The organism is Burkholderia anthina (assembly GCF_001547525.1).
GTDB lineage: Bacteria > Pseudomonadota > Gammaproteobacteria > Burkholderiales > Burkholderiaceae > Burkholderia > Burkholderia semiarida.
Map to the genome: position 1 here is coordinate 3,166,458 of NZ_CM003768.1, position 13,702 is coordinate 3,180,159.

Genomic DNA, 13,702 nt, shown 5'->3' on the forward strand with positions numbered 1-13,702 from the left:
GCGTCAGCGCCCTTCGCGCGTGAGTGCGACGAGTTCGTCGAGCAGCTTGCCGGCCGGCCCCGGCAGGATCCCGTGGCGGCGCCGGAACGCGGTGAGCGTGCGCACCGCGACGACCTCGCGCACCGGCAGCGTGTCGATCGTGCCGGCGCGCCGCTCGGCGCCGACCATCGGTTCGGCCATCCAGCTGAGGAATCCCGCATGCGCGACGAGGCTTTTCAGCGTGATGACCGAACGCGTCTCGACCGCGATGTCGGGTAACGGCAACCCGTGCGCGTCGAAGGTCGCGCGCATGTGGTCGAACGGCGCGGTGCCGCGCGGCGGAATCGCCCAGCGCGCGTGCAGCGTATCGGCGAGCGTCGGCGGCCGGCCGAGCGCGCGCAGCGGATGGTGCGGCGCCGCAACGATATGGCTGCGATCTTCCCAGCGGCATTCGGGAATCGCGACGATCTCGTCGGTGTCGGGCCCGTGCGCGGACAGCGCGAGGTCGATCTCGTGCTTGACCAGCCCTTGCGCGAGCCGGTCCCACACGCCTTCGATGATTTCGACGCGCAGGTTCGGCCAGCGGTCGAGCACGCGGCCGACCGCGACCGGCAGCACGAGGCTCGCGATGCTGCCCACCGTGCCGACCTTGATCGTTCCCTTCGCGAACCCGCGCATCGCGTCGAGTTCCTCGCGCGCATGCTCGGCCTCGTGCTGCAGCAGCGTCGCGTGCGGCAGCAACGCTTCGCCGAACGCGGTGAGCTGAACGCCCTTCGAATGGCGCTCGAACAGCGGCGCGCCGACCTGCGCCTCGAGCCGCTTCAGGATCCGGCTCAGCGCCGGCTGCGTGACATGCAGCGCGTCGGCGGCGCGGCCCAGGCTGCCGCACGCGACGATGGTCGTGAACGCGTGCAATTGTCGGAGATCGAAAGTCATGCCGGGACGTAATGGCTTTTGGCAAAAAATACAGTATCCGTGAATGGCCTGCGCTTCGATACTGTGGAAACCGCCAAGCCATCGAGGAGACGCCCGAGCATGTCCGGCACCCCGTCCCAATCCGCCGCGCCGATCACCGTCCGCGACGCCGTCATCGACCTGTTTCGCCAGTTCGGCATCGACCGCGTGTTCGGCAACCCCGGCTCGACCGAGCTGCCGATGTTCCGCGATTTTCCCGACGATTTCCGCTACGTGCTCGGCCTGCAGGAGGCCGTCGTGGTCGGCATGGCGGACGGCCACGCGCAGGCCACCGGCCGTGCGGCCGTCGTGAACCTGCATTCGGCGGCGGGCGTCGGCAACGCGATGGGCAATCTCTTCACCGCGTTCAGGAACCGCACGCCGCTGATCGTCACCGCGGGCCAGCAGGCGCGCGCGATTCTGCCGTTCGATCCGTTCCTCGGCGCGACGCAGGCCGCCGAGCTGCCGAAGCCGTACGTCAAATGGAGCATCGAGCCCGCGCGCGCGCAAGACGTGCCGGCCGCGATCGCGCGTGCGTACCGGATCGCGATGCAGGAGCCGCGCGGCCCCGTGTTCGTGTCGATTCCCGTCGACGACTGGGACCAGCCGGCCGAACGGCTGCCGCGCCGTGACGTCAGCAGCATCGTGCGGCCCGATCCCGACGCGCTCGCGCGGCTCGGCGACGCGCTCGACGCCGCGCGGCGCCCGGCGTTCGTGGTCGGCGCGGCCATCGATCGCGCGGGCGCGTGGGATGACGCCGTGCGCCTTGCCGAGCGGCACCGTGCGCGCGTGTACGTCGCGCCGATGTCGGGGCGCTGCAGTTTTCCGGAGGACCATCCGCTGTTCGCCGGCTTCCTGCCCGCGATCCGCGAGAAGATCGTCGCGCGGCTCGACGGGCACGATCTCGTGTTCGCGTTCGGCGCGCCCGCGTTCACCTATCACATCGAAGGCTCCGGCCCGCACGTGCCGCCGGGCGCGACGCTCGTGCAGCTCGTCGACGATCCGGGCGTCGCCGCGTGGACGCCGTCGGGCGATGCGGTCGTCGGCAACCTGCGGCTCGCCGCGCGCGATCTGCTGGCGCGGCCCGCGCCGCCCGAGCGGCCGATGCCCGCGCCGCGCGCGCCGCGTGTCCGCGTCGACGCGCCTGCCGCCGGCGCGCGCATGTCGGTCGCGTTCGCGCTGCAGACGCTCGCGGACGTGCGCGACGCACAGGACATCGTCGTCGAGGAGGCGCCGAGCGCGCGGCCGGTGATGCAGGAGCATCTGCCGTTCACGCGCAGCGGCACGTTCTACACGATGGACAGCGGCGGGCTCGGCTACGGGATGCCGGCCGCCGTCGGTGTCGCGCTCGCGCGGCCGGGCCGGCGCGTGATCGGGCTGATCGGCGACGGCTCGAGCCTGTATTCGATCCAGGCGCTGTGGAGCGCCGCGCAGCTGAAGCTGCCGATCACGTTCGTGATCCTGAACAACCGGCGGTATGCGGCGCTGCAGGATTTCGCGCCCGTGTTCGGCTTCGGCCCCGGCGACCCCGTGCAGGGCACCGATCTGCCCGACCTGGATTTCGTCGCGCTCGCGCAAGGGATGGGCTGCCGCGGCGTACGCGTGGCCGATGCAGCGCTCCTGCGCGATACGCTGGCCGACGCGCTGCGTGCGGCGACGCCGGTCGTCGTCGAAGTCGAGATTGCCTGATGCGCCGCGCGCGTCTTTCCGGAGATTCCATGCAAACCGTAGCGATGCTGATCGGCGGCGAACGCCGCCACTCGTCCAGCGGCGCGACCTTCGTGCGCCGCAACCCGCTCGACGGCGAAATCGCGTCGGCCGCGCCCGCGGCCACCGCCGACGATGCGCGCGCGGCGGCCGACGCGGCCGCCCGCGCGTTGCCCGGCTGGGCCGCGCTCGGCCCCGGCGCGCGGCGCGCATGGCTGCTGAAGGCGGCCGCCGCGCTCGAAGCGAAACACGAGCAGTTCGTCGCCGCGATGGCGGCCGAGACGGGCGCGTCCGCGCTGTGGGCCGGCTTCAACGTGCAGCTCGCGGCGAGCGGGCTCGTCGAGGCCGCGTCGCTGACCACGCAGGTCGGCGGCGAGCTGATCCCGTCCGACGTGCCGGGCTCGCTCGCGATGGGCGTGCGGCAGCCGGCCGGCGTCGTGCTCGGCATCGCGCCGTGGAATGCGCCGGTGATTCTCGCGACGCGCGCGCTCGCGCTGCCGCTCGCGTGCGGCAACACGATCGTGCTGAAAGGCTCGGAGCTGTGCCCCGTCACGCACGGGCTGGTCGTCGAGGCGATGCAGGAGGCCGGGCTGCCGCCGGGCGTCGTCAACTTCGTGACGAACGCGCCCGACGACGCGGGCGCCGTCGTCGACGCACTGATCGCGCACCCGGCCGTGCGCCGCGTGAATTTCACGGGCTCGACGCGGGTCGGCCGGATCGTCGCCGAAGCATGCGCGCGCCACCTGAAACCGTCGGTGCTGGAACTCGGCGGCAAGGCGCCGTTCGTCGTGCTGGACGATGCCGATCTCGACGCGGCGGTCGCCGCGGCCGCATTCGGCGCATTCGCGAATTCCGGGCAGATCTGCATGTCGACCGAGCGCATCGTCGTCGACGCATCGATCGCCGATGCGTTCGTCGCGAAGCTCGCCGACAAGGCCGCGTCGCTGCCGCTCGGCGACCCGCGCCACGGGCCCGTCGTGCTCGGGTCGCTGATCGACATGAAGGCCGTCGAGCGCTGCAACGCGCTGATCGACGACGCGCTCGCGCACGGCGCGACGCTCGTATGCGGCGGCAAGGCCGACGGCACGCTGTTTCCCGCGACGCTGCTCGACCACGTGACGCCGGCGATGCGTCTCTATGCGGAGGAATCGTTCGGCCCGGTGAAGGGCATCGTGCGCGTCGACGGCGAGGAGGCCGCGATCCGCTGCGCGAACGACAACGCGTTCGGGCTGGCGTCGGCCGTGTTCAGCCGCGACGTCGCGCGGGCGCTGCGCGTCGCGGCACGCATCGAATCGGGCATCTGTCACGTGAACGGCCCGACCGTGCACGACGAGGCGCAGATGCCGTTCGGCGGCGTGAAGGACAGCGGCTTCGGCCACTTCGGCGGCAAGGCCGGCATCGCCGCGTTCACGGACCTGCGCTGGATCACGGTGCAGACGGCGCCGCGCCACTATCCGTTCTGACGAGGCCGCCGACGATGAAGATTGCGATTCTGGGCGCGGGCGCGATGGGCTCGCTGTTCGGCGGGCGGCTGGCCGAAAGCGGCGAAGCCGTCACGCTGATCGACGTGAACGACGCGCATCTCGAAGCGATCCGCCGCGACGGGCTGCGCATCGACGACGATCGCGGCGAACGGCGCATTCGCACGCTGCACGCCATGCGGCCGGAAGCCGCGAATGCGGACGCGGCCGCCGCGCCCGACACGCCGTTCGACCTGCTGATCGTTTTCACGAAATCGCTGCACACGCGGGCGGCGCTCGACGGCGTGCGCGCGCTGCTGACGCCGGACACGTTCGTGCTGACGCTGCAGAACGGGCTCGGCAACGTCGAGACGGTGAATGCGTTCGTGCCGATCGAGCGCATCCTGGTCGGCGTGACGACGTGGCCGGCCGATGCGGCCGGGCCCGCGCACGTGCGCTCGCACGGCGCCGGCGCGATCCGCATGATGACGGCCGACGGCGCGGTGCGCCCGTTCGCGGCGGCCGTGGCCGACGCGCTGTCGCGCGCGGGGCTCGCCTGCACGCTCGACGCCGACGTGTGGGCCGCGATCTGGGAGAAGGTCGCGTTCAACGCGGCGCTCAACACGATGTGCGCGGCGACGGGCTGCACCGTCGACCAGCTCGGCCATCATCACGACGGGCCGCGGCTCGCGCTCGCGATCGCAGCCGAGACCGCCGCCGTCGCGCGCGCGAAGGGCATCGCGGTCGACGGCGCGCGCATCGCGCGCAACGTCGAGCATGCGATCCGCGACCATCGCGGCCATCGCCCGTCGATGCTGCAGGACGTGCTCGCGGGCCGCCGCACCGAAATCGACGCGATCAGCGGCAAGGTCGTCGCGGCCGCGCGCGAAACGGGCGTCGCGGTGCCGCATGCGGAGACGCTGCTCGCGCTGGTCCGGTTGATCGACGCACGGGCGAACTGAGCAACAGGCCGGCGGCCGGCTGGCGCCGCATGACGATACGGATGCCGCGCCCGCGAAGCGACGGCAATGGATCGTGAAGGGTGGGACGACACACCGGCGCCGCTCGATGGGCGCCGGTCGACTGCACAGCATGAGATCCGGGCACGCTTGCGTGCGCCAGCCCGGACAATCGGAGACGCCATGAAAACCATCGAATGCCGTTGTCTCGTCGCGCGCCGTCCGCGCATCTTGCCGCCGGCGCGCGGTGCATCGGAGGCCGCATGAGCACGCCCGACGCCCTGAATGAACGGCTGCCGCCGTCGGTCGACATCGGCACGACGCTCGACGACGGGCCGTTCACGCCGATGCAGCGCTGCGTCGTGCTGCTCGCCGCGCTCGCGATCGTGCTCGACGGCTTCGACGGCCAGTTGATCGGTTTCGCGATTCCCGTGCTGATTCGCGAATGGGGCATCGCGCGCGGCGCGTTCGCGCCGGCCGTCGCGGCGGGGCTGGTCGGCATGGGGATCGGCAGCGCGTGCGCGGGGATCGTCGCGGACCGCTTCGGTCGCCGCCAGGCCGTGATCGGCAGCGTATTCCTGTTCGGCATCGCGACCTGCGCGATCGGGTTCGCGCCCGACGTCGCGACGATCGCGATACTGCGCTTTTGCGCGGGGCTCGGGATCGGCGGCGCGCTGCCGACGGCCACGACGATGACCGCCGAATACACGCCCGCGCGGCGCCGCACGATGATGGTGACCGCGACGATCGTCTGCGTGCCGCTCGGCGGGATGCTGGCCGGCCTGTTCGCGCACGAGGTGCTGCCGCGCTACGGCTGGCGCGGGCTGTTCTTCGCGGGCGGCGCGTTGCCGCTCGTGCTCGGCTTCGTGCTCGTGCGCGCGTTGCCGGAATCGCCGCGTTATCTGGCGCGGCGTCCCGCACGCTGGCCGGAACTCGGCGCGCTGCTCGCGCGGATGCGGCGGCCGGTCGCGCCGGGCACGGTGTTCACCGATATGAAGGACGCTCGCGCGCCGGGCGGCCGCGGCGGCTTCGGCGCGCTGTTCGCGGGCGGGCAGGCGCGCGACACGATCGCGCTGTGGTGCGCGTTCTTCATGTGCCTGCTCGCCGTGTATGCGGCGTTCAGCTGGCTGCCGACGATGCTCGCGGCGAGCGGGTTGAGCGTGTCGGTCGCGGGCTCGGGGCTCACCGCGTACAACCTCGGCGGCGTGATCGGCGCGCTGCTGTGCGCATGGGCGATCGCGCATGCGGGCTCGCGCTGGCCGCTCGCGCTGTGCAGCATCGGCGGCGCGGCGAGCGCGGTGTGGCTGATGGGTGTCGATGCGAGCCGCCACACGGGCTGGCTGATCGTCGGGCTCGGCCTGCACGGGCTGTTCGTCAACGCGGTGCAGTCGACGATGTATGCGCTCTGCGCGTACATCTACCCGACGGCCGTGCGCGCGACGGGCACCGCGAGCGCGCTCGCGTTCGGCCGACTCGGCGCGATCCTCAGTGCGTTCGCGGGCGCGATCGTGATCACGTCGGGCGGCGCGGGCGCGTACCTGACGATGCTGGCCGTCGCGATGGGTGTGGTGTGCGTCGCGCTGCTCGCGGTGCGGCGGCACATTCCGCGGCTGTCGCGCGCGCCGGCTCAGCCGCGCGAAGGGGAGGAACTCGCCCGCACGTCGTCGTGACGGCGGGCGCGTGACGGGCGTTACAGCGTGGTGCGCACGTGCCAGAGCTCTGGGAACAGCACGACGTCGAGCATCTTGCGCAGGTACGGCGCGCCGCTCGTGCCGCCCGTGCCCTGCTTGAAGCCGATGATGCGTTCGACCGTCGTCACGTGACGGAAGCGCCACTGGCGGAACGCATCCTCGAGATCGACGAGTTCCTCGGCCATCTCGTACAGCTCCCAGTGCTGCTGCGGATGACGATAGACCTCGAGCCATGCGGCCTCGACCGTCTCGTCGTGCCGCATCGGCTGCGTCCAGTCGCGCTCGAGCCGCTCCGGCGCGATCGCGAACCCGCGCCGCGCGAGCAGGCGCACGACCTCGTCGTAGAACGACGGCGCCTCGAGCGTCGCGCGCACCTGTTCGAGGATGTCGGCACGGTGCGCATGCGGCTGCAGCATCTGCGCGTTCTTGTTGCCGAGCAGGAATTCGAGCTGGCGATACTGGTACGACTGGAAGCCCGACGACTGGCCGAGATACGGCCGCATCGCCGAATACTCGGACGGCGTCATCGTCGACAGCACGTTCCACGCCTGCACCAGTTGCTCGAGGATGCGCGACACGCGCGCAAGCATCTTGAACGCGGGCGGCAGCGCGTCGGTGCGCACGGCATCGAGCGCGCCGCGCAGCTCGAACAGCGCGAGCTTCATCCACAGCTCGCTCGTCTGATGCTGGATGATGAACAGCATCTCGTTGTGATCGGGCGACAGCGGATGCTGCGCGTCGAGGATCGAATTCAGCGACAGGTAGTCGCCGTAGCTCATCGACTTCGAGAAATCGAGTTGCGCGTTGTGCCAGCCGGCTTGCGTGTCGGCCTCGCCCGGCACGTGCGGCGCTTCATGCGCGGCTTGCGCCGGTTGTGCGACGCGTGCGCCCGAGAACGGGCAGCCTGCCGGCGCGTCGCCGCCGGGCGGCTGCATATGACCAGAATTCACGACTCTCTCCAGATTTGAATGACGAACGCGCGGCGCGTGCGTCGCCTGCAACGGCGGCGCGCCGCGCAAGACCGCTCAGGTCACCGCGCCGCGTTCGGCGAATTCGGGCGCCTTCCACGCATCGGTGGCGAGGATGTCGCGCAGCGTCTCGACCGCATCCCACACGTCGGCGAAGCGCGTATAGAGCGGCGTGAAGCCGAAGCGCAGCACGTACGGCTCGCGGTAGTCGCCGATCACGCCGCGCGCGATCAGCGCCTGCATGACCTCGTAGCCGTGCGGATGCTCGAAGCTTGCCTGCGAGCCGCGCTGGTGATGCGCGCGCGGCGTGACGAGCTTCAGCGACAGGCCCGCGCAGCGCGCTTCGACGAGCGCGATGAACGCGTCGGTCAGCGCGAGCGACTTGCGGCGGATCGCATCCATGTCGGTCTGCAGGAACACGTCGAGCCCGCATTCGACCATCGACATCGACACGATCGGCTGCGTGCCGCACAGGAAGCGCGCGATGCCCGGATCCGGCGCGAAGCCTGGCTGCATCGCGAACGGCGCGCGATGGCCCCACCAGCCCGACAGCGGCTGCGAGAAATGCGCGAGGTGACGCTGCGGCACCCACACGAACGCGGGCGAGCCGGGGCCGCCGTTCAGGTACTTGTACGTGCAGCCGACCGCGCCGTCCGCGCGTGCGCCGTTCAGGTCGACCGGCACCGCGCCGGCCGAGTGCGCGAGATCCCACAGCATCAGCGCGCCCGCGTCGTGCACGAGCTGCGTGACGGCCGGCATGTCGTGCATGTAGCCGGTGCGGTAGTTCACGTGCGTGATCATCGCGACGGCCGTGTCCGTGCCGAGCGCGCGGGGCAGGTCGGCCGGATCGTCGATCAGGCGCAGCTCGTAGCCGCCGCCGAGCTGTTCAATCAGCCCCTGCGCGATATACAGGTCGGTCGGGAAGTTCGAGCGCTCCGACACGATCACGCGGCGCTCGGGCGCGCGCTCGGCCTGGTGGCGCAGCATCGCCGACAGCAGCTTGAACAGGTTGATCGAGATGGTGTCGGTCACGACCGTTTCGCCGGGCGCGCCGCCGATCAGCGTCGCGAGCTTGTCGCCGAGGCGGCGCGGCAGCGCGAACCAGCCGGCCGTGTTCCAGCTGCGGATCAGGCCTTCGCCCCATTCGGCGCCGATCACCTGCTGCGCGCGGGCGGCGGATGCGCGCGGCTGCGCGCCGAGCGAATTGCCGTCGAGGTAGATCACGCCGTCGGGCAGCGAGAACTGGTCGCGCAGCGGCGCCAGCGGGTCGTCGCGGTCGAGCGCGAGCGCGTCTTCACGGGTCTTGATCATCATGATGTGGGGTCGTAGGTCGGGGTAGTCAGGCGGCGCGTGCGGGCAGCGCGCGCAGCACCGCGCGCACGGGGCTCGCGTCGAGCGTCGCGAATTTCAGCGGCAGCGCGATCAGTTCGTAGTCGCCGGGCGGCACGTCGTCGAGCACGATGCCTTCGAGGATCGCCATCCGGTGCGTGCGCACGCGATGGTGCGCATCCATCGTCTTCGATTCCTGCGGGTCGAGCGACGGCGTGTCGATGCCGATCAGCTTGACGCCATGCGCGGCGAGCAGATCGACGGTGTCGGGCGCGACCGCGCAGAAATGGCTGTCCCATCGTTCGACCGCGGCGCGCGCATACGTGCGCAGCAGCACGCGCGGCGGCACGCCGTCGAGCGCGGCCGCGATATCGGCCGGCCGCACGACGGGCGCCGCGCCGATGCAATGGATCACGCGGCACGGGCCGAGATAGGTGTCGAGCGGCACCGCGCCGATCGGCGCGCCGTCGGCGTCGTAGTGCAGCGGCGCGTCGCAGTGCGCGCCCGTGTGCGGCGACAGCGTCAGGCGCGCGACGTTGACCGGCGAACCGGCCTCCATCCGCCACACGCGCTCGACGGAAACCGGCGTATCGCCCGGCCACACGGGGGTGGCGGGGCTGACGGGCGGCGAGATGTCCCAGAGTGTGTCCATGGCATGACGAAGCGAAGAGTCGATCCTTCGAATGATAGGTGGACGCTCGCAGAAAGTGCTTGCGAAATAAACATGGACAATCCGCCGGATTGGCAGATAATTCGACTCAGAGGGAAAACGGGGACCAAAAATGCACGCGATCACGCTCGATGCCACCGACTGCCGGATTCTGGCGGTATTGCAGGAGGAGGGCAGAATCAGCAATCTCGACCTGGCCGAACGCATTTCGCTTTCGCCATCCGCCTGCCTGCGCCGCATGCGCCTGCTCGAGGAGCAGGGCGTCATCGAGCACTATCGCGCGTGCCTGAGCCGCGAGAAGCTCGGCTTCGAGCTCGAGGCGTTCGTGCAGGTGTCGATGCGCAACGAAGAGAATCAATGGCACGAGCGCTTCGCGGAAGCGCTGCGCGAATGGCCGGAGGTGGTCGGCGCGTTCGTCGTGACGGGCGAGAGCCACTATCTGCTGCGCGTGCTCGCGCACAACCTCAAGCACTATTCGGATTTCGTGCTGAACCGCCTGTACAAGGCGCCGGGCGTGATGGACATCCGTTCGAACATCGTGCTGCAGACGCTGAAGGACGAAGCCGGCGCGCCGGTCGGCCTCGCGCGCACGGGGGCGATCAAAGCGGTGTGAGGCCGTGGAAGCCGCCGCCGTGGAACACGAGCGGCGGGGCGGCGTCCGATACGGCGCGCACGCCGCAGCGCTCCACTTCGCCGACGAAGATCACGTGGTCGCCTTCGTCGTAGCGGCTGCGGTTGTGGCATTCGAACCACGCGAGCGCGCCGTCGAGCACGGGCATCCCCGAGTTGCCGGCCGCGTGCGCGATCCCTTCGAAGCGGTCGCCCTTGTAGGTCGAAAAGCGCTTGCACAGGTCGAGCTGCGACGCCGCGAGCACGTTCACCACGTAATGGCTGTTGCCGCGGAACACCGGCGTCGACGCCGATTTGTGCGCGAGGCTCCACAGCACGAGCGGCGGATCGAGCGAAACCGAATTGAACGAGCTGGCGGTGATGCCGATCAACTGGCCGGAGGGCGCCTGCGTCGTGATCACCGTCACGCCCGTCGCGAACTGGCCGAGCGCCTGCCGGAAGGCGGCCGAGTCGAAATCCGGCGGATTGGCGTGGCTCATCGGGCAGCCATCCGGAACGGGACGGGCGGGCGCGACACGGCGCGGGTGCGACGGGCGCGGCGGACGAAAGACGACAAGGCGGTCGATGAGGAAGGGGTGCGCATGGCCCGATTTTAGCGGAATCGGGGCCGCCGGGCCCGGTCGGGCGGCGCATCGTGACGGCAGGGTGACGTAGCGAACAGTGCGGCGCGCGGCCGGCATCGCCGTTCCGTCACGCTTTTTGACGGTGCGGCCGTTCGTCCCGGCGCCGGATTGCGCTGCCGGGCATCGCAGCGCGACCGCGATCCGCGCTATCGCGCCGCCGCCAGCCCGAGCGACAGCGCCCCTGTCACGATCAGGCTCGACGCCCACACCGTGTCGAGATTGAACCAGCTCCGCGACACGAACTTCAGCCCGAGATAGCGGTACACGAGCCATGCGAGCCCGCCGCCGGCGGCGATCATCGCGGCTGCGTGCACGGCCGCGACGACGAGCGCCATCCCGAGATGCGCATCGACGAGCATCGCCGCCGCGCGGTGGCCGGCATCGCGGTCGAGCCCGCAGAGGCCGAGGTAGATCGGCACGAGCATCAGCCCCGCGCCGTGCGCGAGCGCGACCGCGAACGACCACAGGCCGAGCCGCGCCGGCGGAATCCGCGCGAGCGCCCGCGGATGCCGGCGCCGGATCAGTAGCACCGCGCCGAAGCCGATCACGAGCGCGCTCGCGCCGACGCGGATCGCCGTCTGCCACGCGAGCAGTGCGGCGAGCAGCCCGAACGGCAGCATCACCGCGAAGACGGCGAGCGCATGACCGATCGCGAGATAGCCGAGCGCCGCGACGAGCGCGCCGCCGCGGCGCGTCATCAGCGCGTTCGACACCGCGAGCGGCCAGCCCATCGCCGGGTTGAGCCCGTGATAGACGCCGCTCGCGAGCACGGCCGCCCACAGCGCGAACGGCGCATGAAGCCCGGCGCTCAACGCTTGACCGACGGATAGCAGAACGAGTCGGTCGAGCAGTCGCCGCCTTCGAGCCGGATCTGGTGCGCGCGATAGCCGTCGGGGAATTCGACCCAGTAGTCGTCGGCGAGTGTCAGCCCGCCGTCCGGCCCCGCGTGCGCGAGCACCTGCGCGGCCGGCACGCCGTCCGGATAGAACTGGTCGTCCCACGTCGAATAGAGCGAGTTGGTCCAGTACACGCGCCGGCCGTCGCGGCTGATCTCGACCATCTGCGGGCCGCCCGCGAACGTGCGGCCGTTCGAGTGCGGCGCACGGCGCGCGATGCCGCCGATGCGCACCGACCCGGCGAGCACCGGGTGGTGCGGGTCCGACACGTCGTACTGGCGCATCTCTCCGGTGCCCCAGCACGACACGTACAGGAAGCGGTCGTCCAGCGACAGGTCAATGTCGGTCACGAGCGGCGGCACCGCGCCGAATCCTTGCAGCAGCGGCGGCAGCGCGTCGGCCGCCGCCGGCTCGGCCGGGATCGTCGCGGTCTTCTTCACATGGAATTTGCCGCCTTCGCGCCACCAGGTCCAGATCGAGCCCTCGAGATTGGTCGTATCGACCACGACGCCGACGAATCCGTACTCGCGCACCGGGTCGTGCGCGGGCCGTACCTCGAGCGCCATCTGGTGCTGCGCGCCGAGATCGATCGTCTGCACGTTGCGTCGCGCGCGCAGGTCCCAGAAATGCAGCCGGTGCCCGTACTTGTTCGCGAGCAGATCCTCGGGGACGATCCCGTTCTCGAATTGCGGCGGCAGCGCCCATTCGCTCGACACCATGTAGTCGCGCGGCAGGTTCCACCAGAAGTCGTAGTGCTTGTCCTGCGGGCCGCGGTCGATTTCCCAGCGGCCGAGCACGTCGAAGGTTTCGCAATCCATGATGAAGATGCCGGGCGCGCCGTCGGTGCCGTCCTTGCCCGCCCCGCCGAGCGTGCTCACGTAGATGCCCTCGGGGCCGCAATGCACGGTGTGCGGCCGCGAATAGCCGGTTTTCGCGAAGATCTCGCCGGGCTCGATGATCTTGTGGATGCGCGCCTGCGTCGGATGCGGCTTCGTGTCGATCACGTAGATGCGCGACGAGCGCAGGCCGGGGATGATCAGGAAGCGGCGCTCGAGGAACGCATGGCCGGTGAGCGGCGACAGCGACGACGAACACGCATTCCAGCCGAAATGGTGAAACTCGTCGCCGGTGTTCGGCATCGTCACCGTATGCACGATCTTGCCGTACGTCGACGAACCGGGCTTCACGTCGATCACGGCGAGCGCGTCGGGTCTGGAAAAATCGGGGCTCAGCAACAACGTATAGGCAAACTCTTCCGCCGGCGCCTGCATCGCAAGCTCGGGCGAAGCGTGAAACGTCGGGTCAGGCCGCATGCTCATGGTGGTGTCTCTCGAAGGTGTCGGATCGTGGACGCACGGCCGTTCGTTGCGGACGTGCGGACTGCGGTGGCCGCGCGGCGCGCATCATGCCGGCGGAGCGAGCGGCAGGCGAATGCAACGCGTCGGCGACGCGCGCGATGCCGTGCATCAGGTCGTGAAAGCGGGAAAAGGCGACGGGTTGCCGCGCGGCGCGCTCCGTGAAACGGGCACGCGCCACCGCGAAGGTGCGATTGACGTAGCGGCGAGCGGGGCCGCGACGCAGGCGATGTCTGTTAAGGCGTGCATATCGATGTTCCGGCAGATGGTGTTGGCATCGGGGTCGGGCATGCATCGGACGCTGGGTTGACGCGGCGGGTTGACCGCCGCGTGCGCGTGCCTAGTGTAGACGAGAAATACGCTGCCGGTCGCGTGCGACGCCTGGCCGATCTGCCAGTTTCGCGCGCGAGTGAGATACTTGCCGGAGTGCCGCTGCGACCCGCACCGCGGGCTGGCAGCGGCGATGCGAAACCGTGGCAGC

At 70.5% G+C, this 13,702-nt stretch carries 13 protein-coding genes; 6 read left to right on the forward strand and 7 right to left on the reverse strand.

The window, feature by feature from the left end:
* Positions 1–3 precede the first annotated feature (3 nt).
* Positions 4–915, reverse strand: coding sequence for a LysR family transcriptional regulator (locus WS64_RS14435; protein ID WP_059578464.1), 912 nt, complete (start codon positions 913–915; stop codon positions 4–6).
* Between the two features lie 99 nt (positions 916–1,014).
* On the opposite strand from WS64_RS14435, the gene mdlC reads away from it, so the two are divergent.
* From mdlC to WS64_RS14455, 4 genes are all read left to right on the forward strand, one after another.
* Positions 1,015–2,622, forward strand: a complete 1,608-nt coding sequence (gene mdlC, locus WS64_RS14440) for a benzoylformate decarboxylase (protein ID WP_060966724.1) — start codon at positions 1,015–1,017, stop codon at positions 2,620–2,622.
* A 29-nt stretch (positions 2,623–2,651) separates the two neighbouring features.
* Complete coding sequence (locus WS64_RS14445) at positions 2,652–4,103, forward strand: aldehyde dehydrogenase (RefSeq protein ID WP_060966725.1); 1,452 nt, start codon at positions 2,652–2,654, stop codon at positions 4,101–4,103.
* 14 nt (positions 4,104–4,117) lie between these two features.
* Positions 4,118–5,062, forward strand: coding sequence for a ketopantoate reductase family protein (locus tag WS64_RS14450; protein ID WP_060966726.1), 945 nt, complete (start codon positions 4,118–4,120; stop codon positions 5,060–5,062).
* 260 nt (positions 5,063–5,322) lie between these two features.
* Entirely contained in the window at positions 5,323–6,729 is a 1,407-nt protein-coding gene (locus tag WS64_RS14455; protein ID WP_060966727.1) for an MFS transporter, read from the forward strand.
* Between the two features lie 20 nt (positions 6,730–6,749).
* Here WS64_RS14455 and kynA read toward each other — a convergent pair whose 3' ends face one another.
* The 3 genes from kynA to kynB all read right to left on the reverse strand — a co-directional run bounded on the left by kynA (position 6,750) and on the right by kynB (position 9,699).
* Positions 6,750–7,685 carry a tryptophan 2,3-dioxygenase gene (gene kynA / locus WS64_RS14460; RefSeq protein ID WP_060966728.1) on the reverse strand — a complete coding sequence of 312 codons (936 nt, stop codon included), beginning with the start codon at positions 7,683–7,685 and terminating at the stop codon, positions 6,750–6,752.
* 90 nt (positions 7,686–7,775) lie between these two features.
* Entirely contained in the window at positions 7,776–9,029 is a 1,254-nt protein-coding gene (gene kynU / locus WS64_RS14465) for a kynureninase (protein ID WP_432206247.1), read from the reverse strand.
* Positions 9,030–9,057: 28 nt separating this feature from the next.
* The gene (gene kynB / locus WS64_RS14470; protein ID WP_060966730.1) at positions 9,058–9,699 is read right to left on the reverse strand and encodes an arylformamidase; all 642 of its coding nucleotides are present in this window, start codon (positions 9,697–9,699) and stop codon (positions 9,058–9,060) included.
* Between the two features lie 130 nt (positions 9,700–9,829).
* Here kynB and WS64_RS14475 point away from each other — a divergent pair, with 130 nt between their 5' ends.
* Positions 9,830–10,330: an Lrp/AsnC family transcriptional regulator gene (locus WS64_RS14475; protein WP_006477992.1), complete on the forward strand. Its 501-nt coding sequence runs from the start codon at positions 9,830–9,832 to the stop codon at positions 10,328–10,330.
* Here WS64_RS14475 and WS64_RS14480 read toward each other — a convergent pair.
* From WS64_RS14480 to WS64_RS14490, 3 genes are all read right to left on the reverse strand, one after another.
* A complete protein-coding gene (locus WS64_RS14480; protein WP_059578443.1) occupies positions 10,317–10,826 on the reverse strand; it encodes a flavin reductase family protein in 510 nt (169 codons plus the stop codon). The two genes, WS64_RS14475 and WS64_RS14480, sit on opposite strands and share 14 nt — an antisense overlap.
* A gap of 290 nt (positions 10,827–11,116) precedes the next feature.
* Positions 11,117–11,782 carry a hypothetical protein gene (locus WS64_RS14485; RefSeq protein WP_059644809.1) on the reverse strand — a complete coding sequence of 222 codons (666 nt, stop codon included), beginning with the start codon at positions 11,780–11,782 and terminating at the stop codon, positions 11,117–11,119.
* Positions 11,779–13,185, reverse strand: coding sequence for a selenium-binding protein SBP56-related protein (locus tag WS64_RS14490; protein ID WP_060966731.1), 1,407 nt, complete (start codon positions 13,183–13,185; stop codon positions 11,779–11,781). Before WS64_RS14490 ends, WS64_RS14485 begins: the two co-directional genes overlap by 4 nt.
* Positions 13,186–13,297: 112 nt before the next feature.
* Here WS64_RS14490 and WS64_RS35240 point away from each other — a divergent pair, with 112 nt between their 5' ends.
* Positions 13,298–13,531: a hypothetical protein gene (locus WS64_RS35240; RefSeq protein ID WP_244166556.1), complete on the forward strand. Its 234-nt coding sequence runs from the start codon at positions 13,298–13,300 to the stop codon at positions 13,529–13,531.
* Positions 13,532–13,702 lie beyond the last annotated feature (171 nt).

Coding starts and splice junctions, on each gene's coding strand:
- WS64_RS14445 (WP_060966725.1), top strand. CDS start 2,652: ATGCAAACCGTAGCGATGCTGATCGGCGGCGAACGCCGCCACTCGTCC.
- WS64_RS14490 (WP_060966731.1), bottom strand. CDS start 13,185: ATGAGCATGCGGCCTGACCCGACGTTTCACGCTTCGCCCGAGCTTGCG.
- kynU (WP_432206247.1), bottom strand. CDS start 9,029: ATGATCAAGACCCGTGAAGACGCGCTCGCGCTCGACCGCGACGACCCG.
- WS64_RS14480 (WP_059578443.1), bottom strand. CDS start 10,826: ATGAGCCACGCCAATCCGCCGGATTTCGACTCGGCCGCCTTCCGGCAG.
- mdlC (WP_060966724.1), top strand. CDS start 1,015: ATGTCCGGCACCCCGTCCCAATCCGCCGCGCCGATCACCGTCCGCGAC.
- WS64_RS14450 (WP_060966726.1), top strand. CDS start 4,118: ATGAAGATTGCGATTCTGGGCGCGGGCGCGATGGGCTCGCTGTTCGGC.
- WS64_RS14475 (WP_006477992.1), top strand. CDS start 9,830: ATGCACGCGATCACGCTCGATGCCACCGACTGCCGGATTCTGGCGGTA.
- WS64_RS14435 (WP_059578464.1), bottom strand. CDS start 915: ATGACTTTCGATCTCCGACAATTGCACGCGTTCACGACCATCGTCGCG.
- kynB (WP_060966730.1), bottom strand. CDS start 9,699: ATGGACACACTCTGGGACATCTCGCCGCCCGTCAGCCCCGCCACCCCC.
- kynA (WP_060966728.1), bottom strand. CDS start 7,685: ATGCAGCCGCCCGGCGGCGACGCGCCGGCAGGCTGCCCGTTCTCGGGC.
- WS64_RS35240 (WP_244166556.1), top strand. CDS start 13,298: ATGCAACGCGTCGGCGACGCGCGCGATGCCGTGCATCAGGTCGTGAAA.
- WS64_RS14455 (WP_060966727.1), top strand. CDS start 5,323: ATGAGCACGCCCGACGCCCTGAATGAACGGCTGCCGCCGTCGGTCGAC.